Annotated in this window: 23 protein-coding genes, 2 tRNA genes and 2 rRNA genes; 26 read left to right on the forward strand and 1 reads right to left on the reverse strand. The window is 29.0% G+C overall.

The genetic code is table 11. From position 1 onward, the window contains the following. From ACYUE0_RS15890 to disA, 15 genes are all read left to right on the forward strand, one after another. A 23S ribosomal RNA gene (locus tag ACYUE0_RS15890) occupies positions 1 to 117 on the forward strand; the annotation flags it as partial. A gap of 176 nt (positions 118 to 293) precedes the next feature. Continuing rightward, positions 294 to 368: transfer RNA gene (locus ACYUE0_RS15895), tRNA-Asn, on the forward strand. 143 nt (positions 369 to 511) lie between these two features. Then, positions 512 to 629 (forward strand): 5S ribosomal RNA (gene rrf, locus ACYUE0_RS15900). Between the two features lie 343 nt (positions 630 to 972). Beyond that, positions 973 to 3,042 (forward strand): elongation factor G, encoded by a 2,070-nt coding sequence (gene fusA / locus ACYUE0_RS15905; protein ID WP_199870845.1) that lies wholly within the window; start codon positions 973 to 975, stop codon positions 3,040 to 3,042. A gap of 115 nt (positions 3,043 to 3,157) precedes the next feature. Next, complete coding sequence (locus ACYUE0_RS15910) at positions 3,158 to 3,394, forward strand: hypothetical protein (protein WP_061995563.1); 237 nt, start codon at positions 3,158 to 3,160, stop codon at positions 3,392 to 3,394. Continuing rightward, positions 3,357 to 3,566: a hypothetical protein gene (locus tag ACYUE0_RS15915; protein WP_061995564.1), complete on the forward strand. Its 210-nt coding sequence runs from the start codon at positions 3,357 to 3,359 to the stop codon at positions 3,564 to 3,566. The genes ACYUE0_RS15910 and ACYUE0_RS15915 overlap by 38 nt, the downstream gene beginning before the upstream one ends. A gap of 125 nt (positions 3,567 to 3,691) precedes the next feature. After that, positions 3,692 to 4,333 carry a histidine phosphatase family protein gene (locus ACYUE0_RS15920; protein ID WP_061995565.1) on the forward strand — a complete coding sequence of 214 codons (642 nt, stop codon included), beginning with the start codon at positions 3,692 to 3,694 and terminating at the stop codon, positions 4,331 to 4,333. A 220-nt stretch (positions 4,334 to 4,553) separates the two neighbouring features. Next, a complete protein-coding gene (locus ACYUE0_RS15925; RefSeq protein WP_460271524.1) occupies positions 4,554 to 6,299 on the forward strand; it encodes an ABC transporter ATP-binding protein in 1,746 nt (581 codons plus the stop codon). Positions 6,300 to 6,502: 203 nt separating this feature from the next. Beyond that, positions 6,503 to 6,727, forward strand: coding sequence for a hypothetical protein (locus ACYUE0_RS15930; RefSeq protein ID WP_061995567.1), 225 nt, complete (start codon positions 6,503 to 6,505; stop codon positions 6,725 to 6,727). A gap of 150 nt (positions 6,728 to 6,877) precedes the next feature. Then, positions 6,878 to 7,336, forward strand: coding sequence for a CtsR family transcriptional regulator (locus ACYUE0_RS15935; protein ID WP_061995615.1), 459 nt, complete (start codon positions 6,878 to 6,880; stop codon positions 7,334 to 7,336). 18 nt (positions 7,337 to 7,354) lie between these two features. Continuing rightward, positions 7,355 to 7,855, forward strand: a complete 501-nt coding sequence (locus ACYUE0_RS15940) for a UvrB/UvrC motif-containing protein (RefSeq protein ID WP_460271527.1) — start codon at positions 7,355 to 7,357, stop codon at positions 7,853 to 7,855. A 13-nt stretch (positions 7,856 to 7,868) separates the two neighbouring features. Beyond that, complete coding sequence (locus tag ACYUE0_RS15945; RefSeq protein ID WP_460271528.1) at positions 7,869 to 8,903, forward strand: protein arginine kinase; 1,035 nt, start codon at positions 7,869 to 7,871, stop codon at positions 8,901 to 8,903. A gap of 1 nt (position 8,904) precedes the next feature. Further along, positions 8,905 to 11,334, forward strand: a complete 2,430-nt coding sequence (locus ACYUE0_RS15950) for an ATP-dependent Clp protease ATP-binding subunit (protein WP_199870849.1) — start codon at positions 8,905 to 8,907, stop codon at positions 11,332 to 11,334. Between the two features lie 165 nt (positions 11,335 to 11,499). Beyond that, complete coding sequence (radA, locus tag ACYUE0_RS15955; protein ID WP_010295397.1) at positions 11,500 to 12,873, forward strand: DNA repair protein RadA; 1,374 nt, start codon at positions 11,500 to 11,502, stop codon at positions 12,871 to 12,873. Positions 12,874 to 13,029: 156 nt separating this feature from the next. Beyond that, positions 13,030 to 14,094 carry a DNA integrity scanning diadenylate cyclase DisA gene (disA, locus tag ACYUE0_RS15960; protein WP_061995616.1) on the forward strand — a complete coding sequence of 355 codons (1,065 nt, stop codon included), beginning with the start codon at positions 13,030 to 13,032 and terminating at the stop codon, positions 14,092 to 14,094. A 32-nt stretch (positions 14,095 to 14,126) separates the two neighbouring features. Here disA and ACYUE0_RS15965 read toward each other — a convergent pair whose 3' ends face one another. Beyond that, positions 14,127 to 14,531 (reverse strand): nucleoside triphosphate pyrophosphohydrolase family protein, encoded by a 405-nt coding sequence (locus ACYUE0_RS15965; RefSeq protein ID WP_061995571.1) that lies wholly within the window; start codon positions 14,529 to 14,531, stop codon positions 14,127 to 14,129. Positions 14,532 to 14,832: 301 nt separating this feature from the next. On the opposite strand from ACYUE0_RS15965, the gene ACYUE0_RS15970 reads away from it, so the two are divergent. The 11 genes from ACYUE0_RS15970 to ACYUE0_RS16020 all read left to right on the forward strand — a co-directional run. Continuing rightward, complete coding sequence (locus ACYUE0_RS15970) at positions 14,833 to 15,948, forward strand: PIN/TRAM domain-containing protein (RefSeq protein WP_010295391.1); 1,116 nt, start codon at positions 14,833 to 14,835, stop codon at positions 15,946 to 15,948. Continuing rightward, complete coding sequence (gene ispD, locus ACYUE0_RS15975; RefSeq protein ID WP_460271531.1) at positions 15,938 to 16,624, forward strand: 2-C-methyl-D-erythritol 4-phosphate cytidylyltransferase; 687 nt, start codon at positions 15,938 to 15,940, stop codon at positions 16,622 to 16,624. The genes ACYUE0_RS15970 and ispD overlap by 11 nt, the downstream gene beginning before the upstream one ends. A gap of 355 nt (positions 16,625 to 16,979) precedes the next feature. Further along, a complete protein-coding gene (locus tag ACYUE0_RS15980) occupies positions 16,980 to 18,686 on the forward strand; it encodes a proline--tRNA ligase (protein ID WP_460271533.1) in 1,707 nt (568 codons plus the stop codon). A 243-nt stretch (positions 18,687 to 18,929) separates the two neighbouring features. Beyond that, positions 18,930 to 20,141, forward strand: coding sequence for a threonine ammonia-lyase (ilvA, locus tag ACYUE0_RS15985; protein ID WP_061995574.1), 1,212 nt, complete (start codon positions 18,930 to 18,932; stop codon positions 20,139 to 20,141). A gap of 529 nt (positions 20,142 to 20,670) precedes the next feature. Further along, the gene (locus ACYUE0_RS15990; RefSeq protein ID WP_061995575.1) at positions 20,671 to 21,102 is read left to right on the forward strand and encodes a Mini-ribonuclease 3; all 432 of its coding nucleotides are present in this window, start codon (positions 20,671 to 20,673) and stop codon (positions 21,100 to 21,102) included. Beyond that, complete coding sequence (gene thyX / locus ACYUE0_RS15995; protein WP_199870854.1) at positions 21,089 to 21,892, forward strand: FAD-dependent thymidylate synthase; 804 nt, start codon at positions 21,089 to 21,091, stop codon at positions 21,890 to 21,892. Before ACYUE0_RS15990 ends, thyX begins: the two co-directional genes overlap by 14 nt. A 21-nt stretch (positions 21,893 to 21,913) precedes the next feature. Further along, positions 21,914 to 22,768: a 23S rRNA (guanosine(2251)-2'-O)-methyltransferase RlmB gene (gene rlmB, locus ACYUE0_RS16000; RefSeq protein ID WP_460271536.1), complete on the forward strand. Its 855-nt coding sequence runs from the start codon at positions 21,914 to 21,916 to the stop codon at positions 22,766 to 22,768. A gap of 18 nt (positions 22,769 to 22,786) precedes the next feature. After that, positions 22,787 to 23,296: an NYN domain-containing protein gene (locus tag ACYUE0_RS16005; protein WP_061995618.1), complete on the forward strand. Its 510-nt coding sequence runs from the start codon at positions 22,787 to 22,789 to the stop codon at positions 23,294 to 23,296. 69 nt (positions 23,297 to 23,365) lie between these two features. Continuing rightward, the gene (gene sigH / locus ACYUE0_RS16010; protein ID WP_157450881.1) at positions 23,366 to 24,016 is read left to right on the forward strand and encodes an RNA polymerase sporulation sigma factor SigH; all 651 of its coding nucleotides are present in this window, start codon (positions 23,366 to 23,368) and stop codon (positions 24,014 to 24,016) included. An 84-nt stretch (positions 24,017 to 24,100) separates the two neighbouring features. Then, positions 24,101 to 24,176 (forward strand) — tRNA-Thr (locus ACYUE0_RS16015). Between the two features lie 76 nt (positions 24,177 to 24,252). Continuing rightward, positions 24,253 to 24,399: GTP-binding protein (locus tag ACYUE0_RS16020; protein WP_460271539.1), on the forward strand; the 147-nt coding region annotated here is incomplete at its 3' end.

The raw sequence follows: 24,399 nt of genomic DNA on the forward strand, positions 1-24,399 counted from the left end.
ATTTCCCATAACGTAAGTTAGTAAGACTCCTGAAAGAACATCAGGTTGATAGGTGAGGGGTGTAAGCATGGTAACATGTTCAGCTGACTCATACTAATAAGTCGAGGGCTTGACCTAATATAATCACTGTGCAATTTTCAGAGAACAATCTCTGGAAAAAATATAAAATTATTAGAAACGAGTAGTTYTAGGAAATGAAGGAATGAGGAACRGAGCTTATAAATGCATAAGTGAGTACYAYAATGACTGAAATTGACGACGAARTRCGAAGTTTATAAKAATTTTGAAAATATTCCGCGATAGCTCAACGGTGGAGCACTCGGCTGTTAACCGATAGGTTGAAGGTTCGAATCCTTTTCGCGGAGCCATATTTTAAAAATAAATAAAGTAAATTTAATAAAAACAAGTAGTTCTAGGAAGCAAGGAAACGAGGAAYGGAGCTTATTAATAATAAGTGAGTACTGTAGTGACCGTAGCTGACGACGAAATGCGTAGTTTATAGTAAATTTAATCTGGTGATGATGGTTTAGAGGGTAACACTCCTTTCCATTCCGAACAGGCAAGTTAAGCCTCTAGACGCCGAGAGTACTGCACGGGTGACTGTGTGGGAGGGTAGGTTGTTGCCAGGTAATTAAAAAAAGTTAGGTCATTAAAACCTAGCTTTTTTATTTTCCCTAAAATTATGTTGTAAATTAATTTTAGGGAAAATTATTAACAATATAAAGGTTGAAAAGCTATTTTATCAACAATTTATACTTAACATGTTGATAAAATCATTGATTTTATGAATAAATGTGTATTATTTAAAATATAATTTGATATGTAGTTAATTAATGTATTTCGTAACGGTTAAGAGTATGTAAATATATTTTTAATATTTTGAAAATTATAAATATTAAGAGGGATTCTACAAGAAATATAGAATAAAGAAAATACACTGGAAAATCTCTAAATCAATGGGAGGGATAGCTTATGAAACAATATAAGGTAAATAACCTTAGAAACATAGGAATAGTTGGACACAGTGATTCAGGTAAAACTAGTTTAATGGAGGCATTGCTTTATTATACTGGTAGTACTGATAGATTAGGTAGAATAGAAGAAGGAAACACAATTAGTGATTTTGATGTAGAAGAGAAAAGAAGAAAAGTTTCAATTTCAACAGCAGTGTCATTTTGTGAATGGGAAAATGTAAAATTAAACCTAGTTGATACTCCAGGCTATTTTGATTTTATAGGCGAGATGATAGAAGGACTAAATGCTGTAGATTTAGCAATGGTTGTAGTTTGTGCCGTATCTGGTATACAAGTTGGAACAGAAAAAGCATATGAGTATGCTAAAGAGAAAAAAATTCCAAAAGCTTTTTTCATAAATAAACTAGATAGAGAAAATAGTAATTTTGAAAAAACATTAAATCAAATACAAGATAGATTTGGAATATCAGCAGTTCCTATACAGTATCCTATAGGATCAGAGAATGATTTTAAAGGATTGGTAAATGTTATATCTAAAAAAGCTAGAATATTTAACCCTCAAACAAAAAAGATGGAAGAAACAGAAATTCCAGAAGACATAAAAGATAAAATAGATGAATGTAGACAAATGGTAATGGAAGCTGTAGCAGAAATGGACGAAGTTTTATTAGATAAATATTTTAATGAAGGTGAATTAAGCGAAGAAGAGATATATGATGGATTAGTTAAAGGAGCTTCTGATGGAGAAATAGCTCCTATAATGTGTGGATCATCAACTACAGGGGTGGGAGTACACACATTACTTGAAGATATAATAGAATGTTTTCCATCACCAGTTGATACAACATTATATAAAGCAAAAAATTTAAAAAATGATAATTATATAGATATAAAGATAAATGAAGAAGAACCATTTTCAGCATTAGTATTTAAAACTATTGCAGATCCTTTTGTTGGAAAATTATCAATGTTTAGAGTGATAACTGGAAAAGCTAAAGCTGATACAGTTGTTATGAATGCAAACAAAAAGAAAGAAGAAAAAATGGGAACATTGTATTTTTTAAGAGGAAAACAACAGTATACAACAAGTGAAATTAAAGCTGGTGATATAGGGGCAGTATCGAAACTTAATTGTACAAATACAGGGGATACCTTATGCAACAAAGGACGTATGATTACATTTGAAACATCTAATTTCCCGAAACCAGTATATTCAAGAGCAGTAATGACTAAATCAAAAGGTGACGAGGATAAAATATCAAATGGATTATCTAAACTTTTAGAAGAAGACCCAACATTTTCAGTTAGTAGAGATTTAGAAAATGCTGAAACAATAATATCAGGAATTGGATCTACCCATTTAGAAGTAATAGTTAGCAAACTAAAGTCTAAGTTTGGTGTAGATGTATCCTTAGAACTTCCTAAAACACCTTATAGAGAAACGATTAAAAAGACTGCTGATGTACAAGGTAAATATAAAAAACAATCTGGTGGACATGGTCAATATGGTGATGTTAAGATAAAATTTGAACCAAGAAATGATGGCGATGATAGTTTAGAGTTCGTTGATAAGGTTGTAGGGGGAGTTGTACCAAGGCAGTATATACCTGCTGTAGAAAAAGGATTAAAAGATTGCGTAAACAAAGGTATTTTAGCCGGATATCCAGTTATAAGATTAAAGGCTACATTGCATGATGGATCTTATCATCCAGTAGATTCCTCAGAAATGGCTTTTAAAGTAGCAGCATCTTTAGCATATAAAAAAGGATTACAAGAGGCGGAACCGGTATTATTAGAACCTATAATGAGAATAGAGATAATAATTCCAGATGAATATATGGGTGATGTTATAGCAGATATAAATAAGAAAAGAGGAAGAATACTTGGAATGGAACCTATAGATAATGGCCAAAAGATTATAGGGGAAGTACCTCAGGCAGAACTTTATGATTATGCTACTGACTTAAGATCTATAACTGGTGCAAGAGGTGAGTTCAATACTAATTTTGAAAGATATGAAGAGGTTCCAGTAGAGGTAGTTAATAAAGTTATAAAAGAAATAAGTTAGTTATATAAAGTATTAAAAAAGATGTCAATAAATAAATTGACATCTTTTTTTGTGTTAATTGAATAATATTTATTTTAAGTAGCAATAATATAAATAAAATGTTTAGGGGGCTAATATGTCTTACTATAAAATGAACATAATAGGTAGAATAAATTTAAGTGACTACAGTAATATCCACGATTATATGGAGATAATAGGACCGGAAGATGAGTTCACTGTTATGATGGAAAATAGTAATGAAGAGGACATACAAGTTTTATGTAACATGCTACAAACAGAAAAATTCAATATACTAGAAAAAGGAGGAAGTGAAAATGGCTGGCTTTTCATCAGAGCGAATAAGAAAAAATGAAATAGAAACTGATAAAATTTTGAGAGAAGAATATAGACCATATAATGAAGGCGAAAAAGATTATAATAATTTTGAAGAAACAAATTATATGCCATCATATGGAGTTAAAAATTGGGTTGGTGATATATACATAGAATCAGTAATACATGGTAAAAGAACTCCAAAAGATTAAAAGAGCTTTATAGGCTCTTTTTTTATTTTAAAATTAAAGTTGCAATAAAGTATAAAAAAAATTTATAATGAATTTATAGAATAGTTTAAATATAAACTATAATTTTAAAACGAGGGGGAGAGTATATGACAAAATTATACATAACAAGACATGGAGAAACTGAATGGAACAAACTTGGTAAGATGCAAGGGTGGAATGATTCTCCTTTAACAGAACTAGGAAAAGTACAAGCTCAATGGCTAAGAGATAGGGTAAAAGATATAAATTTTAGCAAAATATATACTAGTTCATCAGACAGAGCTTATAAAACTGCAGAAATAATAAAAGGTGATAGGAATATTGAAATAGTGCCTAGTTTAGATTTAAGAGAAATAAGACTAGGTGTATGGCAAGGATTGACACAGGAAGAAATAAGTGAATTAAATAAAGAAAATCATTATAATTATTGGAACAAACCAGAAAAGTACATAACAGTAGAGGGTGCAGAAGGCTTTGAAGAAGTTAGGGACAGAGCATATAGAACTATTATGAAAATGGTAAGAGAAAATAAAGGAAAAGAAATTTTAGTAGTAACTCATACTACAGTTTTGAAAGGGTTTATGTGTGCGCTACAAAAGAAAGAAATTAAAGATTTATGGGAACCTCCATTTATAAAACAAACTAGCTTAACTGTTGTTGAATTTGATGAAGATGAAAATTATAAGATAATTACAAATGCAGATGCATCTCATCATCAATATATTTTTAAAGAATATAATCAATTTTAAAAAAATTACATATATATACAGATATGTATGATATAATATAGGATAGTTTATTTTTATGGATGATTGATTTTTATATAATTTATAATAATTCAGTTGTATTAGATTTTAAAGATTTGGGGAATAAAATTAATGTTAGAAGTTAATTTTATTATATTTAAAAGTTATATATTAAGTGACATTAGTATATAACTAAAAATAAAATAATCTATGGGGGGATAGTATGATAAGAAAATTTGTTTCTTACTACAAAGAACATAGGCTCATATTTATTATTGATATGGTATGTGCTTTTTTGGTTGCAGCACTAGATCTGTTTTTTCCAATGATTACAAAAGAGTTGTTAGATTACGGTATTCCCAATAAAAATATTAATATGATAATAAAATTTACAATAGCACTAACTTTATTATACGTTATTAAATTAATATGTAATTATATAATAGATTATTGGGGTCATGTAATGGGTGTTAGAATTCAGTATGATATGAGAAAGGAAATTTTTTCTCATTTGCAAACATTACCATTTAGTTATTTTGATGATAATAAGACAGGACACTTAATGTCACGAATAGTCAATGATTTAATGGAGATATCTGAACTTGCACACCATGGACCGGAAGATTTATTTATTTCTTTAGTTATGTTAATAGGTTCGTTTATACTACTTTGTAAGATAAATATAACCTTAACACTGATAATATTTGCTTTTATTCCATTTATAGTTTGGTTTGCTATGATTAAAAGAGTTAAAATGGCAAAGTCATTTGATAATGTGAGGAAAAAGATAGCAGATGTTAATGGTAGTTTAGAGGATAGTATTTCAGGAATTAGAGTTGCCAAAGCATTTACAAATGAAGATTATGAAATGGAAAAATTCGATGATAATAATGTTCAATTTAAGACTGCGAGAAGTTATTCTTACAAGTGTATGGCTGAGTTCTTAGCTGGAATAAGGTTTATGGTAGATATGCTAAATGTTGTAGTTATAGGTGCTGGTGGATACTTTGCATATAAAGAATATATAACTATATCAGAGTTAGTTGCCTATCTTTTATATATAACATATTTTATGCAACCAATAAGAAGACTTACTGCATTTATAGAACAATATCAAAGTGGAATGTCTGGATTTAAAAGATTTTTAGAAATCATTAATACAAAGACAGATATTGTTGAAAAAGATAATGCAGTAGAATTAAAAAATGCTATAGGAAATATAAAATTTAATGATGTAACATTTAAATATAAAGATAGTGAAGAAGTTATAAGCAGTATAAATCTAGATATTCAAAGTGGGCAAACTGTAGCTTTAGTAGGGCCATCAGGAGGAGGTAAAACTACTATTTGTAATTTACTACCTAGATTTTATGATGTTAATGATGGAAATATTACTATAGATGGTATAGATGTAAAAGATTTAGAAATAAAATCATTAAGAAAAAATATAGGAATAGTTCAACAAGAAGTATTTTTATTTACAGGAACAATAAAAGAAAATATTTTATACGGAAATCCTGAAGCTACAGATGAAGAAATTATTGAAGCTGCTAAGAATGCTAATATTCATGAATTTATAGAATCTCTTCCCGATGGTTATGATACTTATGTTGGAGAAAGAGGTATAAAACTTTCAGGTGGACAAAAGCAAAGAGTAGCTATAGCTAGAATATTTTTGAAAAATCCACCTATTCTAATATTAGATGAGGCAACTTCAGCTTTAGATAATACAACTGAGATAATGATTCAAAGATCTCTTGAAAAATTATCCAAAGGAAGAACTACTATAGTAGTTGCGCATAGGTTATCTACAATAAAAAATGCAGATACAATAGTGGTGATAACCAGTAAGGGAATTGAAGAACAAGGAAATCATAATGAATTATTAAATAGAAAGGGTATTTATTTTAATTTATATAATTGTCAATTTACTAATACAAATTTACAAGAAAATATTATAGTTGAATAAGCTATAATGTTTTCTTATAACTGAAATATAATCATAAATTAACTTTCTGTTTTAAATTATAAAAAATAAATTATCATAAAAATAATCATCCTTCTTAAACACAAGAAAAAAAACATCTATGTTTATGGAAAAAAAAGGAAATAACAACAGAGCATAGAATATTAACTTAAGAGTAAAAAGGAAATGAGATAGGAGAGAAAATTATGATAAAAAACAAAAGTAATATATGTGAATTGATAAATAAAGTAAAGAACTTTTCATATGAGAAAGAAGCAAGTCTAGTAGAAGTGGAATTAAAATCAGAAGAGACAGTTCATATTAGATATTATGAAGATGATTGTATTAAAATAAACTACTATGATTTTGAAAAAGGCATTTCAACATTGTATAAAGATAGAAAATATATAAATAAAGAGCTTTTCCAATAAGGAAAAGTTCTTTGTTGTGCTTTTATAATATGTGAATATAAAAAGTAGAAATGGAAAAAATAATATTTGAAAGTATAATACAAATATTGTATGATAATATTAAGGTCAAAGAAAGTCAAGGTAAATGAAGAATATGGAAAAGGTGATTTTATGGCTAAGTTATCAGATTTAATAGAGAATTTTATAAAAGAGTTAGTAGATGAGTCTATAGATAATCAAATTCAGATACAAAGAAATGAATTAGCAGACTATTTTAGTTGTGCGCCATCTCAAATAAATTATGTATTATCTACTAGATTCACAAGAGAAAAAGGTTATTACATAGAAAGTAGAAGAGGGGGAGGAGGATGTATAAAAATTATAAAAATAGAATACACAATTCATAATAATCTTTTAGAAATCCTTAATGAAAAGATAGGAGATTATATAACATATAATAACACTGTAAGCATTTTAGAAGCGTTAAAAGATGAACAAATAATAAGCGAAAGAGAAAAAGAGATAATAAAAATAACATTAAATGATAGAACATTATCTTATATTGGCAATAGTAAGAATAGATTAAGGGCAGATATACTAAAGTCCGTAATTTTTAATATATTAGAATAAAAAAATGGAGGGGTAATTTTGATTTGTAGCAGATGTAAAAAGAATGAGGTCAATTTTCATATAACAAAAGTTATTAATGGTGTGAAATATGAGGAACATTTATGTGAAGTGTGTGCTAAAAATAATGCTATAGGTCTAGATGCAGATTTTTCATCTCAGTTCTCATTTCAAAATATTTTAAGTGGATTTATCGATTATATGTCTAATAATCGTGAAGAACAAATATCCAATAAAGTATGTTGTAAAAAATGTGGTCAAACTTATGAAGATTTTAAAAAGACAGGTTTACTAGGCTGTGATGAATGTTATAAAAGCTTTAATGAGGCAATGACAACTATTATAAAAAGGGTTCAATTAAGTAGTGTGCATAATGGTAAAATACCACAAAAATATGGTAATGAACTTATGAAAAAAAGAGAAGTTTTACAGTTAAAAGAAAAACTTAAAAATGCTATAGAAAAAGAAGAGTATGAAAAGGCAGCAGAAATTAGAGATATTATTAGAGAGTTAGAAAGGTAAGGGGGAGAGTACTATGGAAAATTGGATAAATGCTGAAGGATTAAAGGATAATGTAATCTTAAGTAGTAGAATAAGACTAGCAAGAAATCTAAAAGGGTATCCCTTCCCAAATAAAATTAATAAAGAAACTGCTGATGAAATTATTAAAAATATAGAAGATGCTTTCTACTCAAATGAAAATTTTAAAGAAGAGTTTAAAACAATAAGGTTAGATGAAAAAACAGAGATTGAAAAAGAAATGTTATTTCAAAAACACATTGTAAGTAAATCCCTTCTAAAAAATAAGGATATAGGTTCAGTAATATTAAATAACAATGAAAGCATTAGTGTAATGATTAATGAAGAGGACCATTTAAGAATACAAGGTATATCTAGTGGTTTAAGTTTAAAAGAAATTTATGAAAATATAAATAGAATAGATAACATTATAGAGGAAAAGTTAGAGTTTGCTTATGATAGTGATATAGGGTATTTAACTGCATGCCCAACTAATGTAGGTACAGGGGTAAGAGCTTCTGTAATGGTTCATTTACCTTGTCTTTGTATGACGAAAGAGATAGAAAATGCTTTTAATGCAGTTAGTAAAATGGGAATGACTATAAGAGGTTTGTACGGAGAAGGTTCTAAAGGCTATGGAAATATATTTCAAATATCTAATCAAATAACTTTAGGTCCTACAGAAGAAGAAATAATTAATGGACTTAATGCTATGATATATCAAATAATAGATAAAGAAAAAGAAGCAAGAACAAGGCTCATGGATAGATATAAATATGAGATGAAAGATAGAATAATGAGAGCTAGAGGAATTTTAAGTACAGCAATAATTATAGATTATAAAGAAAGTATGGAGTTATTATCTATGATAAGGCTAGGAATAGAGTTAGATTTGATTAAAGATATAAGCAAAACTACTTTAAATAAGTTGCTAATAGATATAAGCTTGCCAGCGTTACAAGATAAATTTAAAGATGAAATTAAAAATGACAATATAAATTTTTACAGAGCTATAGTAATTAAGGAAAATTTTATTAAGCGAGGTGTTTAATATGTTTAATAGATTTACTGAAAGAGCAAGAAATGTGCTTATGTATGCAAATGATGAGTCAAGAGAATTTAAACATGGGTATGTTGGGACAGAACATATTCTGTTGGCGATATTAAAAGAGGATGATGGAATTTCTAAAAATATATTGAATGATTTTAATGTAAACTACGATAACGTAAAAAGTTTAATAGAAACTTATGTTGGATACGGTAATATTGAAATGAGTGAAAATGAAATTGCCTTAACTCCAAGAACAAAGAGACTATTTGAAATTAGTTTAGTTGAAGCAAGAAGTTTAAATCAAAATTATATATCCCCAGAACATATGACTTTAGCACTTATACGAGAAGGTGAAGGGGTAGCCTATACAATACTTTTAAATTTAGGAGCTGATCCATTAAAATTATATAAAGATATACAAAAGGCTATTAAAGGAGAGGAAAGTAATATCAAATCTCATAGCAAAAAAAATAAAAAGGATACAAAAACTCTAGATAAGTATGGAAAAGATATAACTGACTTAGCATATGAAGGAAAGCTTGATCCTATCATAGGAAGAGATAAAGAAACAGAAAGAGTTTTAGAAATACTTTGTAGAAGGATGAAAAATAACCCATGTCTTATAGGTGACCCAGGAGTTGGTAAAACAGCCATAGCGGAAGGGCTAGCTCAGAAAATAGCATCTGGTAATATACCAGAAATATTAAAGGAAAAAAGGGTTGTATCATTGGATATGTCTTCTGTTCTTGCAGGTTCAAAATATAGAGGTGAGTTTGAAGAGAGATTAAACAACATTATAGAAGAAGTTGCGAAGGCTGGAAATGTTATTTTATTTATAGATGAGATTCATACTATTGTTGGTGCTGGTGGTGCAGAGGGAGCAATTGATGCGTCTAATATATTAAAACCAGCATTAGCTAGAGGAGAAATACAATGTATAGGTGCTACAACTTTAGATGAATATAGAAAATATATAGAAAAGGATGCTGCATTAGAAAGAAGATTTCAGTCAGTATTAGTAGATGAGCCTACTAAGGAAGAGGCTATAGAAATTTTAAAAGGATTGAGAGATAAATATGAAGCACATCATAGAGTTCAAATTACAGATGAAGCAATAGAGGCAGCAGTGAAACTTTCAGATAGATATATTACAGATAGATTTTTACCAGACAAGGCTATAGATCTTATAGATGAAGCTGGTGCAAAAATGAGAATCGAAAATTTAACAACACCTAAATGTTTAAAAGATTTACAAGAAAAACTAGAACAAGCGACAAAAGAAAAATCAGATGCTATAACTATGCAAGACTTTGAAAAAGCAGCATCTTTAAGAGATAAAGAAAAATCAATAAAAGAAGAGATTGAAAAAGAGGAAAAACAATGGTCATCTAAAAAGAATGATGCAAATTCTATAGTAGATGCAAGTCATGTAGCAAATATTATTTCAAGATGGACTAATATACCAATTGAAAAATTAACAGAAACTGAAGCAACTAGGCTTTTAAAACTTGAAGAAATTTTACACGGAAGAGTTATAGGGCAAGATGAGGCTGTAGAATCTATATCAAAAGCAGTAAGAAGAGCAAGGGTTGGACTTAAAGATCCTAAGCGACCAATAGGTTCTTTTATATTCTTAGGACCTACAGGTGTAGGTAAAACAGAGCTTACTAAAGCTTTAGCACAAGCTATGTTTGGTGATGAAAATAATTTGATAAGAATTGATATGTCAGAGTATATGGAGAAACATTCTGTATCTAAGCTTATAGGGGCACCTCCTGGATATGTAGGTTTTGATGAAGGTGGACAATTAACAGAGAAAGTAAGAAGAAACCCTTATTCAGTAATCTTATTTGATGAAATAGAAAAAGCACATCCTGATGTATTTAATGCATTGCTTCAAATTTTAGAGGATGGAAGACTTACTGATGGAAAAGGTAAAACAGTAAACTTTAAAAATACCATAATAATAATGACTTCAAATGTAGGAGCTTCAGACATAAAAAAACAAAATACAATTGGATTTGCTAAGAATTCACTAGAAGCAAGTACAGGACATGAAAAAATGAAAGAAAATATTATGGAAAAACTAAAATTAACTTTTAGACCTGAATTTTTAAATAGAATAGATGATATAATAGTATTCCATAAGCTAAATGAAAGTGATTTATTAAAAATAGTAGAATTAATGATTAATGTATTATCAGATAGATTACAACAACAAAATATAAATATAAAATTTTCTAATGAAGCAAAGGAATTTTTAGCAAAAGAAGGTTTTGACCCAACCTATGGAGCAAGACCGTTAAGAAGAGCTATAACTAAAATTATAGAAGATAAATTAGCAGAAGAAATTTTAAAAGGAAATGTAAATACTGGAGACAGTGTAATTGTTACAGTAGATAATGATAACTTAAAAATAACTAAAGAATAATATTAGTAAGATATAAAGGTGTAATTTTATTAATGAAATTACACCTTTATTTTTAAAAACTGGAACATACTTTGAGTTATAAGTAAAAGGGAATATAATTAAAGTATTAAGAGAATAAAGAAATGAATTTAAAGAAATCAATTACATAAGTTTGGAGGAAAGGTTATGGCAAAGACTAAGAATGTATATGTATGCAGTCAATGCGGATATGAGTCGCCTAAATGGATGGGCAAATGCCTTAATTGTAATAGCTGGAATACTATGATAGAAGAAGTTAAGGTCCCAGAAAAGGCAGTTGTGTTTAATAGAGCGGTTACTATAAGTGGCGGAGGGAAGCCACAGAATATAAAAGATATAAAATCAAGTCAATTTGAAAGATTTGATACAGGAATTAATGAATTAAATAGAGTAATTGGTGGTGGATTAGTCAAAGGTTCGTTAACGCTTATATCTGGAGATCCAGGAATAGGAAAATCTACAATACTACTACAAACTGCTAAAAGGATAGCAGATAAGTATGGAAAGGTTTTATATGTATCTGGTGAGGAGTCAGAAGAACAAATAAAAATGAGAGCTGAGAGATTAGATTGTATAAGTGATAATTTATATATTCTTTCAGAAACTAGTATAAATTTAATTGAAGAACATATAGAAAATATGAATCCTGTATTTGTAATTATAGATTCTATTCAAACTTTATTTAAATCTCAAATAACTTCAGCACCAGGAAGTGTTTCTCAAGTTAGAGAGTGTACAAACGATTTAATGAGAATAGGCAAAACAAAAGATATACCACTTTTTATAGTGGCACATGTGACTAAGCAGGGGGAACTTGCAGGACCTAGAGTATTAGAACATATGGTTGATACAGTTTTATATTTTGAGGGTGAAAGAACACAAGAGTTTAGAATTCTAAGGACCATAAAGAATCGTTTTGGAACCACTAGCGAAATTGGAGTCTTTGAAATGAGAGAAAGTGGACTAGAAGAAATTTTGGATGCATCTAGTGTGTTTTTGCAAGAAACATCTTTTGAGCAAGAAGGATCTGTTGTCATTGCAACAATAGAAGGTACAAGACCATTATTAGTAGAAATACAGGCATTAGTAAGTGAAACTAAAGCAGTTATGCCAAGAAGAACTTCAGTAGGGATTGATCATTCAAGGATGAGTCTTATTTTAGCTGTTTTAGAGAAAAAATTAAAAATACCTTTTTATAGTAGTGATGTTTATGTTAATGTAGTTGGTGGGTTAAATTTAGAAGGGACATTTGGAGATTTAGGATTGGCAGTGGCATTAATATCTAGTGCTAAAGGTAGAACAGTGAAATTAGAAAGACCACTATTTGTTGGTGAAGTTGGACTAACAGGAGAAGTTCGACCTATATCCAATATAGAGAGGATTGTAAATGAGGGACAAAAAATGGGATTTAAAAATATTATAATGCCTTATAAAAGTAAAGAAAAATTAGGCGATAAATTTAAAGGGGTAAATATTATAGGGATAACAACGGTTAAGGAAGCAATGGGGAAAGTATTTTAAGGTTAATATTTTTTTGTAAAAGCATTTTATTATAATATTAATTTAGTATATCATACTTATGCAATCACTTATTGGGTTATAAAAATTGAAGGAATTTTGAATAATGAAGGGAGTGAAACCCATTATTACTTTTATGAATTTGTAGTAGTGGATTATATGAAAGAAGAGAAAAATAATGAATTAATGAATGTGTTAAAAATGATGGCCCCAGGAACATTATTAAGAGAGGGTTTAGATAATATTTTAAGAGCAAAAACAGGTGGACTTATAGTTTTAAGTGATAGCAATGAAATACTAAACTTAGCTGATGGTGGTTTTAATATAAATGCTGATTATACTCCTGCATATATATATGAATTGGCTAAAATGGATGGTGCTATAGTTGTAAGCAGTGATTTAAAGAAAATTTTATTGGCAAATACTCAATTATTGCCTAATTCTTCAATAAATACATATGAAACAGGAACTAGGCATAGAACAGCACAAAGAGTAGCTAAACAGACTAATAGCATAGTTATAGCTATATCACAAAGAAGAAACATAATAACTTTATACAAAGGTGATTTAAAATATGTGTTAAAAGAAAGTAGTGAAATATTAGCTAAAGCTAATCAAGCTATACATACTTTAGAAAAATATACAGCGGTTTTTGATAAAGCTATTGTAAATTTAAATGTACTTGAAACTAATGGTAACGTAACATTAACAGATATTACTACAGCAATTCAAAGAGTTGAACTTATAATGAGGATAATTAAAGAAATAGAAACATACATTTATGAACTTGGAAATGAAGGTAGACTAATAGATATGCAACTAAAGGAACTTATAAAAAATGTTGAAGAAGAGGCAATATATCTTATGAAAGATTACTGTGGACAGGATATTTGTTCAAGTAATATATATAAAGGCTTGGCAAAGTTAACAGAAGAAGAACTTTTAGATTTGAATAATATATCTAAAATATTAGGTTATTCTAATTGCTCGTTAACAGAAACTATAGTTTATCCAAAAGGATATAGAATTTTAAATAAAATATATAGATTGCCATCAACAGTGATAGAAAATTTGGTAAATCAATTTAAAGAATTAAGATTTATTATATCAGCAACAGTAGAAGAACTAGATTCAGTAGAAGGTATTGGAGAGATAAGAGCTAAATACATTAGTGATTGGTTTGAAAAATTTAAAGAGCAATATCATATTCAAAAACAAATATAGCACAAATTTAAATTTGTGCTATATCTTATAAATTACTTTAAGGTGTATTTTCCAAGTGAAACCATATTTTTATACTCTTTTAGTAAAACATCATAAATATTCAAATTAGTGCAATTGCATAAAGAAGCTATATAAAAGAAGTGGTTACCTAATTCTTTTTCAATAACCTCTCTACAATTATCACAAAGTTTGCCTTTAACATGTGTATCAAAACAACTTTTAAAAGAATCAAAATCAGAAGTATCAAAATCATTAGGTGCCTTTTGTTTTGACGCTTCAATTTGTAGACAGCCACATGAAGTTATACACTTTACAATAGATCTATTAACCCTAGATTGGGATTCATCAAGTTTGCTCATAATGTCTAATATACTTCTGTGTCTAAGTAAGCAATCATCAACTGAATTTTGAAACTCATCAAAAATTAAATCTTTCATTTTTATTCAACTCCTTATAAAAAACACAACTAAATCTTATTCTTGTAAAAAAGCTAGAGGAGATGTGATGACTCTATAATATATTATTAATTTAAATAATGATAGGGGGTCAAAGTGAGGAAATTTTTGAGAAAAATATAAAAATGTTTCTGAATTTTAACTTTTATAAAATAAATAGTGATAAAATATTTGTAAAATATATATCTCTATTGAAATAATATATTTGATAATATATATTATTTATAAAGATAGGATAGTATTAGTGGTATTTGTCAATAATTAAATTAGGAGGTGAATATTATTGATTAAAAAAATATTAAGAGTGCTTATAACTTTAGGGGGAGGAAGTTTAGGTTACATAGTAGGAAAACTAGTAATAGATTATAATTTATTATCTAAAATAGGAATAATGTCAACATCGTCAGTTAAAGGAATTTTATTTATTATATTTTGTATTTTATTATTTTTGTTGTTCTTTTACTTTATATCTGCATATGTAACTAAACTTATTATTAAAACGATAGATTGTGTAGAAAAGAGATTACAAAAATTACCAACAGCAGATATGCTATTAGGACTAGCAGGTGCAGTTTTAGGTTTAATTGTTGCTTCATTGCTAGCAAATTTAGTAAAAGCAAATTCTGCTATTTCAACAATAATAGTGTTTATAGTAACTGTCATATTAGTTGTGGTTTGTGCTGATATGGCAATTAGGAAGAAAGAGGATATATTAAATCTTTTTTCTAATATGAAAAAGGGATCAACGTCAAAAGATGGCAAATTAAAAAATATTCCAAAAGGTACTGCTAAAGTACTAGATACTTCAGTGATAATAGACGGAAGAATTTTTGATCTTTGTCAAACTGGATTTATAGAGGGAACTCTTGTAATACCTAACTTTGTATTAGATGAGCTAAGACATATAGCTGATTCTGGCGATGGGTTAAAAAGAAATAGAGGAAGAAGAGGACTTGATATACTTAACAAAATACAAAAGGAGTTAAGTATAAAAGTTGAAATTTGGGAAGGTGATTTTCCAGAAATTGCAGAGGTTGATAGTAAGTTACTAAAATTATCACAAGTTTTAAATGGAAAAGTAATAACAAATGATTATAACTTAAATAAGGTTGCAGAAGTTCAAGGTGTTCCAGTGCTGAACATAAATGAGTTAGCTAATGCTATAAAACCAGTAGTTCTACCAGGAGAAGATATGAAAATACAAATAGTTAAAGATGGTAAAGAATCTGGCCAAGGACTAGCATATTTAGATGATGGAACTATGATTGTTGTTGAAGACGGTAGAAATCACATTGGTGATATTGTTATAGTAACAGTTACATCAGTGTTACAAACAGCAGCAGGAAGAATGATTTTTGCAAGAATTAGAGAGGAAGTAAAAATGTTAAATGGCAAATAAAGTGATAGTATTAGCAGCAGGAAGAGGAAAAAGGATGGGCGCTAATAAAAATAAGCAATTTTTAGAACTTAATTGCAAGCCCATACTATATCATACACTTATGGCCTTTAATAATTGTAATCTAATTGATGAAATCTTATTGGTTGCTTCTGAAAAGGAAATAGATTATTGTAGACGTGAAATTGTTGATAAGTATAAAATTGATAAAGTAAAGAAAATAGTATGTGGTGGTAAGGAAAGACAACATTCTGTTTTAAATGGGCTTAAGGAATTAACAGATTGTGATACAGTTCTTATACATGATGGCGCAAGACCTTTTATTGACGAAAAAATCATAGAGGATGGAATAAGATATTCTAAGATCTATGGAGCCTGTGCTTGTGGAGTATTACCTAAAGATACTATAAAAATAAAAGATAATAATGGGTTTTCATTAAAAACACCAAATAGAAATGATTTATTTGCAGTTCAGACACCACAGGTTTTTAAATACGATTTAATTTTAAAATGTCATGAAAATATTTTAAAAGAAAATATAAGTGTTACTGATGATACTATGGTAGTGGAACATTATGGGAATAAAGTATTTCTTTATGAGGGGAGCTATAATAATATAAAAATAACTACCCCAGAAGACTTATTATTAGCTGAAAAGATAATAGAAAATACAATATAACAAAATTAATTCTAGGAAAGTAAAAATTATAAAAAATATAAATTACTTTCCTTTTTTTTATCTTGACATGATTTTTTTAAAATGGTATATTAAATTTACTTTTATAAAAGAATAATGGTAAGCGATGATAAAGAATAGTAGAAATTACTATACAGAGAGAAAACTTTATGCTGAGATGTTTTCACCAATTTCGAACCTACTTTTGAGCAGTAGCAAAAACTACCGGTAATAAATACCGATATCAAAATGAGAGTACAAAATTTAGGTGGTACCGCGATATAACTCGCCCTAAAACAGGGACGAGTTTTTTTTATACAAAAAAATAAGTGTATATAGATTTAAGGAGTGTGGCAAGATGAGAGTATCAAATATGTATTTAGGAACATTAAGAGAAGTTCCAGCAGAAGCGGAAATATTAAGTCATCAATTAATGTTAAGAGCTGGTATGATGAGAAAGTTAGCATCAGGAGTGTATAACTATTTACCAATAGGTCTTAAAGTGCTAAAAAATATTGAAAACATTGTAAGAGATGAGATGGATAAAGCAGGAGCACAAGAATTCTTATGTTCAGCGTTGCTTCCTTCAGAACTTTGGAAGGAATCTGGAAGATGGGATGTTATGGGGCCAGAAATGTTCAAATTGCAAGATAGAAATGAAAGAGAATTTTGTCTAGGACCAACACATGAAGAAGTGTTCACAGATTTTGCAAGAAATGAGATAAAATCATATAAACAATTACCAATAAATTTATACCAAATTCAAACAAAATATAGAGATGAAAGAAGACCAAGATTTGGAGTAATGAGATCAAGAGAATTTGTTATGAAAGACGCATATTCTTTTGATAGAGATGAAAAAGGACTTGATTTATCATATGATAAAATGTATGAAGCATATTGTAACATATTTACTAGATGTAGATTAGATTTTAGTCCAGTAGAAGCAGATTCAGGAGCTATGGGTGGATCAGGATCAGCAGAATTCATGGTTAAATCAGAGGTTGGAGAAGATGAAATAGTATTCTGTGATGAGTGTAAATATGCTGCAAATGTTGAAAAAGCACCAGCTACAGCAGAAGAAGGACCAGCAGAAGACTTAAAAGAATTAAATAAAATCCATACACCAAATATAAAAACTATAGATGAATTAGTTAATGGGTTAGGAATAAATAAGAAAAAGTTAGCAAAAACTTTATTATTTAAAGCTGATGAACAAATAGTTGCTATTATGGTAAGAGGCGACAGAGAATTGAATGAAATAAAGGTTGCAAATGCACTAGGTGGTGTGGTAGAATTCATGATGTGTGATAGTGAAAAAGTTATCAATGCAACTAACGCGCAAGTTGGTTTTGCAGGCCCAATAGGAATAAAAGTAGACAAATTGTTTATTGATGAAGAAGTTACTAAAATGAAAAACTTTGTTATTGGAGCTAATGAAACAGACTATCATTTTGAAAATGCCAACTATGGAAGAGATTTTGAAGGAATTGTGGGAGATTTCAGAAAAATCACTGTTGAAGATAAATGTCCTAAATGTGGTGGAAATATCACAATTGCTAGAGGCGTAGAAGTAGGACATATATTTAAACTTGGCACTAAGTATTCAAAATCTATGAATGCAAATTTCATTGATGAAGATGGAAAAAATAAACCATTAGTTATGGGTTGTTATGGTATAGGTGTAAATAGAACAATGGCAGCTATAATAGAGCAACACAATGATGAAAATGGTATAGTTTGGCCTTTAGAAATAGCACCATATCACATTGTTGTAATTCCTGCTGTTATGAAAAATGAAGAACAAGTAGCAGAAGCGGAAAAAATTTATTTACAACTACAACAATTAGGAATAAAGGCTCTTTTAGATGATAGAAATGAAAGAGTTGGAGTTAAATTTAAAGATTCTGAGTTAATTGGAATACCAATGAGAATTACAGTAGGTAAAAAATTAACTGATGGAATAGTAGAATTTAAACTTAGAAATGGTGGGGAAGTTGAAGAAATTAAAATTTCCGAAGTAATTGACAGAATAAAGGTTGAATTTGAACAAAATAAGTTATAAAATAAAAGTAGATAATAACTGGCATGATTATATATTATAATCATGCTAGCTATAATAAAATATAAGGGTTTAAATGTAAGGGGCTATTATTAGTGTTATTAAAAAAGGGGAAAAACTAAATTAAATTTTCTGATAAGATATACGTTTCAAACAAAACTAATGTTTCAAACAAAAACGAATGTTTGGAACAAAGTCAATGTTTGAAACAAGAAAAATCTTTCAAACAAAAGGAGAGTAATAACAATGATAACATTAGCTGACGTAAAAAAAGCGCAAGAAAATCTTAAAGGGGTATCAAGAAAAACTCCGTTATTTGTATCATCAACTTTTTCAAAACAAACAGGATATGAAGTATATCTAAAATGTGAAAACAAACAAAAAACTGGTTCTTTCAAATTAAGAGGAGCTTACAATAAAGTAGCATCCTTAACTGAAGAAGAAAAGGCTAAAGGAGTTGTTGCTTCATCAGCAGGAAACCATGCGCAAGGTGTTGCTTATGCAGCTACAGCATTTGGAATTAAGTCTACAATATGTATGCCAGTTACTGCACCACTTGCAAAAGTTCAAGCAACTAAAAACTATGGTGCAACAGTAATACAACATGGAGAAGTTTATGATGATTGTTATGCTAAAGCAGTAGAAGTTCAAAAGGAAACAGGCGCTACTTTCTTACATCCATTTGATGATGATCAAGTAATGGCTGGACAAGGAACAATTGCTCTTGAAATATTAGAAGATTTACCAGATGCAGACGCTATTTTAGTACCAATTGGTGGTGGCGGAATTATTGCTGGTATAGCAGTTGCTGCAAAATCTATAAATCCTAACATAAAAATAATTGGAGTTCAAGCAGATGTGATAGCTTCAAGTAAAGTTTCCTTAGAAAAGGGAGAAGTTGTAACAGTTGATGGACCTAAGTCATTAGCAGATGGTATATCAGTTAAAACTCCAGGAAATAAAACATTTGAAGTAATTAAAAAATATGTTGATGAAATAGTTACAGTTACTGAAGATGAAATAGCAAGCGGAATATTCTCATTAATGGAAAGAAATAAAGTTGTAGCTGAAGGCGCTGGTGCTGTTGGACTAGCTGCATTATTATCAGGAAAAGTTAAAAATGCAGGTAAAAAAGTTGTTACAGTAGTTAGTGGTGGTAACATAGATATAGCTACAGTTTCTAAAATAATAGATAGACAATTACTTTTAAATAAAAGAAGAATAACTTTACAAATTGAATTAAAAGATAAAATAGGTGAATTAGGAAATTTAATTTCTGAAATAGCATCATTAGGTGGAAATGTTTATAAAGTAAAACAAGATAAAAACTGGAATCCAAAAGGATTAGAGATTTCTAGTATTGAAATTGAAGTAGAAACAGAATCTAAAGAACATGCAGAAATGATAAAAACATCATTATCAGCAAAAGGATATGCTATAGACGAATTAACTAAATAGTAAATAAATACGTAAGTATTTTTATAAAAGAGCGTTTATGACTTTCAAAAGTTGTAAGCGCTTTTGTTTTTGAAAAATTAATCAACTTATAATATTTTTATATAAAATGTAATGTTAAATTTCAAGTGAGTCAGAGCATGTCTCACTATGTTGAGTATCCAAGTTTTGGAGTGAATAAATTTAAGAGTCAACTTTGAATCCTATGAAAAGGTTATAATTAAAAAATAAAAATAAGAAAATTTTTATTTAATTATTTAATATGATAATATGTATTATGTAAAAACAACATAGAAAGTGAAAATCAATATAAATTGATATATAATATGTTATGTAGGGACACAAGTTTGGAATTGGATTTATTCACGAACTTAAAAATATTTTCATGTGAAATAGAATTTTGAGTTTAGATGTTTACAAGATTACATCACTATTTTGGGTATGGAAATTTTGGATGAATGAATTTTAAAAGTCAGCGTGGAAACCTATAAGAAAGATAAATTAAAACAAAGTATAAAATAAGGAGAAAATCATGGATTTTGATTTAATAAAAAATAAATTTTCAGAAACAGATATAATACAGCTAAATCCATTAGTGTTAGCATTAGCTGGGGATGCTGTATATGAGGTATTTATAAGAACATATTTAATAGAAAAATTTAGGGGTATGAATGTAAATAAATTGCATAAAAAAACAGTGAGCTATGTTAAGGCTAAATCCCAATGCGAATATATGAAACAAATTATTGATGAGTTAAATGAAAAAGAAATGGCAATATTTAAAAGAGGAAGAAATAGCAAATCGCATACGCCTAAAAATGGTGATGTTATAGAGTATAAATGGGCTACAGGTTTTGAGGCATTAATTGGATATTTATACTTAAGTGGAGAAACAGAAAGATTAGATTATGTATTAACAAAAGTTATAAAATATGAGGAGGAAAAAACTAATGTTGAAAGTTAAACTTATAGAACATACACCTAATCCAGAAAAAGTAGTAGCATCAGCAGCTAAACTTTGCTATAGCTCAGTTGGTGTTGATGAAATATTAGAAGGATTAGATGGAAATAAGACAAATAAATTTATAGAAATGTTAATGAACTATGGACACTATTCACCAGTAGAACATATAAGTTTTACCTTTGCTATAGAAGGGGTATCTAGAAGTTTAACACATCAATTGGTAAGACATAGAGTAGCTTCATATTCACAACAAAGTCAAAGGTATGTTAAATTAAAGCAATTTCAGTATATAGTTCCACCAAACATAGAAAAACATGAAAAGGCCAAAGAAATTTTTATAAGTGCAATGAATAAAAATCAAAAGGATTATGATGATATAGTTGAAATATTATATAATGATTTTTATAATAGTGAAATTCAAAAGTATATAGAAACTAATAAATTAGTATGCGAAGATGAAATAGATGAAAAAGTTAAAAAAAGAATTAAAAATTCTAGTGTGAAAAAAGCCATAGAAGATGCTAGATACGTATTCCCAAATGCATGTGAAACTAAAATTATAGTAACTATGAATGCCAGAGAACTTATGCACTTTTTTGCTCATAGATGTTGTAATAGAGCTCAGTGGGAAATTAGAAATATGGCAGATGAAATGCTTAAAGAAGCTAAAAAAGTGGCACCTACAATATTTAAATTTTCAGGTCCTTCATGCTTAAAGGGTTCATGTCCAGAGGGTACTATGACTTGTGGTGAAATCTTGAAAATTAAAGATAAATATAATCAATTATAAAATTTGAAAGAGGTTAAGTTTATGACTAAAAGAAAAGATGAGAATAACAGATTTAAAGAAAATAGAGTGAAAGAAAATAGAGTGAGAGAAGATAGATTTAAAGGAAGTAGAGTAAGAGAAGAAAGAGTGAAAGAAGATTTAGTGATAAGAGAAGACCTAATAGAAGGAAGAAATGCTGTTATAGAGGCGTTAAAGTCTGATAGAACTATAGAACAAATATTGGTAGCTAAAGGAGACTCTAAAGGATCTATAAATGTTGTTTTAGGATTAGCAAAGGAACAAGGAATTGTAATTAAGTATGTTGAAAGAGCTAAACTTGATGAAATGTCTCAAACTTCAGCACACCAAGGAGTTATAGCAAAAGTTACTCCTTATAAATATTATGATATAAAGGATATATTAGATTATGCAAAGTCTAAAGATGAAAAACCATTTATAATAATCCTAGATGAAATTGAAGATCCACACAATTTTGGGTCAATAATAAGAACAGCAGAAGTTTGTGGAGTACACGGAATTATAATTCCAAAAAGAAAAAATGTTGGGGTAACACCTACAGTTTACAAAACAGCAGTTGGGGCTACAGAACACATGAGAATAGCAAAAGTTACTAATATAAATACTACTATAGATGAATTAAAAGAACATGGGCTTTGGATTTATGGTGCAGATATGTCAGGTGAAGTATGTTACAAAACAGACCTAAGTGGAGCAGTTGCGTTAGTTATAGGAAGTGAAGGAAAAGGTATGTCAAAACTAACAAAAGAAAAATGTGATGTATTGGTTAAAATACCTATGGTTGGACAAATAACTTCATTAAATGCTTCAGTAGCAGGCGGAATATTGATGTATGAGGTATTAAAACAAAAGTCTTAATGACTTTTGTTAATCATTGTGAGAATAGTTTTTGTTGATGGATATAATGTGATAAACAGCTGGCCAGAACTAAAAGAAATAAAAGAATATAGTTATGAGTCAGCTAGAGAAAAATTACTTGACATAATGCGTAATTACTCAGCGTTTTGTGGTTATAAAATAGAAGTGGTATTTGATGCACATATGGTTAAAGGGGCTTATGAAAAAAAAGAAAAAAATGATAAGGTAAGTGTTGTATTTACTAAAGAGGGAGAAACGGCAGATGCATATATAGAAAAAAAGGTGAATCTTATAGGACGAAAATTTGAGGTATATGTGGTTACATCTGACTCGTTAGAACAACAAGTCACATTTCAAAGGGGCGCCAGTAGGATGTCTTCTTTAGAATTTTATCATGAAGTTATGAAGATTGAAGGGAAAATAGGAAAAAAATGTGAGAAGGTATACTCTCAGAAGAGGAACTTATTTGAAGATATGATAGATGAAGATATAGCAAAAATATTAGAAAAGATGAGAAGAAGTCAGTAATAGTGAGCTTGACGCAATTTTATAATACTGTATAATCTAAAGTAAATTCATAGTTAATTTTTGGAGGGAATGCTGTTGGAAAAAAGGGTTGACAATGGAGAAAATAAAAATTCCTTTATAGATAAAACGGATGAAGAAATAGTTATATTAGCTAGAGAAGGAAACAAAGAAGCATTAGATTACTTGTTATGTAAATATGAAAATTTTGTTAGGGGAAAGGCTAAATCATATTTTTTAATTGGGGCAGACAGAGAAGATATATATCAAGAAGGTATGATTGGATTATTTAAAGCAATAAGAGATTTTAGATTGGATAAATTGGCATCGTTTAAGGCATTTGCAGAGCTTTGTGTTACAAGACAAATAATAACGGCGGTTAAAACTGCTACTCGTCAAAAACACATTCCTTTAAATACTTATATATCTTTAAATAAACCAATATACGATGAGGAATCTGAAAGAACTTTGATGGATATAATATCAGGGGTTAAAATTTCAGATCCAGAAGAATTAGTTATAAGTAGAGAAGAATTACAAAATATAGAAAATGAAATAGGGCAAGTGTTATCAGAACTTGAAATGGAAGTTTTAATGTCGTATTTAGATGGAAAATCTTATCAAGAGATTGCTTGTGACCTTGATAGGCAAGCAAAATCAATAGATAACGCACTTCAAAGAGTTAAGAGAAAATTAGAAAAATGTCTAAATAAAAGAGTGTGATTTACGTTGACAATACATTATACATATTGTATAATGAATAACTGATATAAAGCAATTTATACGACGCACTTGAATAAGGATAATGCCCATATAGCTCAGTAGGTAGAGCGTCACCTTGGTAAGGTGGAGGTCACCGGTTCAATCCCGGTTATGGGCTCCAAACTCGTTGAGGGATGACAACACGCCAGGATGAGTTTATAGGATAAATATTTAAAGAATAAAAGGAGGAATTATAAATGGCAAAAGCAAAATTTGAAAGAAGTAAACCGCACGTTAACATAGGAACTATAGGACACGTTGACCACGGTAAAACAACATTAACAGCTGCAATCACAACAGTATTAGCAAACAGAGGATTCGCAGAGGCATTTAAATATGACGAA

The organism is Clostridium sp. CTA-19 (assembly GCF_054767855.1).

Coding starts and splice junctions, on each gene's coding strand:
- fusA (WP_199870845.1), top strand. CDS start 973: ATGAAACAATATAAGGTAAATAACCTTAGAAACATAGGAATAGTTGGA.
- ACYUE0_RS15910 (WP_061995563.1), top strand. CDS start 3,158: ATGTCTTACTATAAAATGAACATAATAGGTAGAATAAATTTAAGTGAC.
- ACYUE0_RS15915 (WP_061995564.1), top strand. CDS start 3,357: ATGGCTGGCTTTTCATCAGAGCGAATAAGAAAAAATGAAATAGAAACT.
- ACYUE0_RS15920 (WP_061995565.1), top strand. CDS start 3,692: ATGACAAAATTATACATAACAAGACATGGAGAAACTGAATGGAACAAA.
- ACYUE0_RS15925 (WP_460271524.1), top strand. CDS start 4,554: ATGATAAGAAAATTTGTTTCTTACTACAAAGAACATAGGCTCATATTT.
- ACYUE0_RS15930 (WP_061995567.1), top strand. CDS start 6,503: ATGATAAAAAACAAAAGTAATATATGTGAATTGATAAATAAAGTAAAG.
- ACYUE0_RS15935 (WP_061995615.1), top strand. CDS start 6,878: ATGGCTAAGTTATCAGATTTAATAGAGAATTTTATAAAAGAGTTAGTA.
- ACYUE0_RS15945 (WP_460271528.1), top strand. CDS start 7,869: ATGGAAAATTGGATAAATGCTGAAGGATTAAAGGATAATGTAATCTTA.
- ACYUE0_RS15950 (WP_199870849.1), top strand. CDS start 8,905: ATGTTTAATAGATTTACTGAAAGAGCAAGAAATGTGCTTATGTATGCA.
- radA (WP_010295397.1), top strand. CDS start 11,500: ATGGCAAAGACTAAGAATGTATATGTATGCAGTCAATGCGGATATGAG.
- disA (WP_061995616.1), top strand. CDS start 13,030: ATGAAAGAAGAGAAAAATAATGAATTAATGAATGTGTTAAAAATGATG.
- ACYUE0_RS15965 (WP_061995571.1), bottom strand. CDS start 14,531: ATGAAAGATTTAATTTTTGATGAGTTTCAAAATTCAGTTGATGATTGC.
- ispD (WP_460271531.1), top strand. CDS start 15,938: ATGGCAAATAAAGTGATAGTATTAGCAGCAGGAAGAGGAAAAAGGATG.
- ACYUE0_RS15980 (WP_460271533.1), top strand. CDS start 16,980: ATGAGAGTATCAAATATGTATTTAGGAACATTAAGAGAAGTTCCAGCA.
- ilvA (WP_061995574.1), top strand. CDS start 18,930: ATGATAACATTAGCTGACGTAAAAAAAGCGCAAGAAAATCTTAAAGGG.
- ACYUE0_RS15990 (WP_061995575.1), top strand. CDS start 20,671: ATGGATTTTGATTTAATAAAAAATAAATTTTCAGAAACAGATATAATA.
- thyX (WP_199870854.1), top strand. CDS start 21,089: ATGTTGAAAGTTAAACTTATAGAACATACACCTAATCCAGAAAAAGTA.
- rlmB (WP_460271536.1), top strand. CDS start 21,914: ATGACTAAAAGAAAAGATGAGAATAACAGATTTAAAGAAAATAGAGTG.
- sigH (WP_157450881.1), top strand. CDS start 23,366: ATGCTGTTGGAAAAAAGGGTTGACAATGGAGAAAATAAAAATTCCTTT.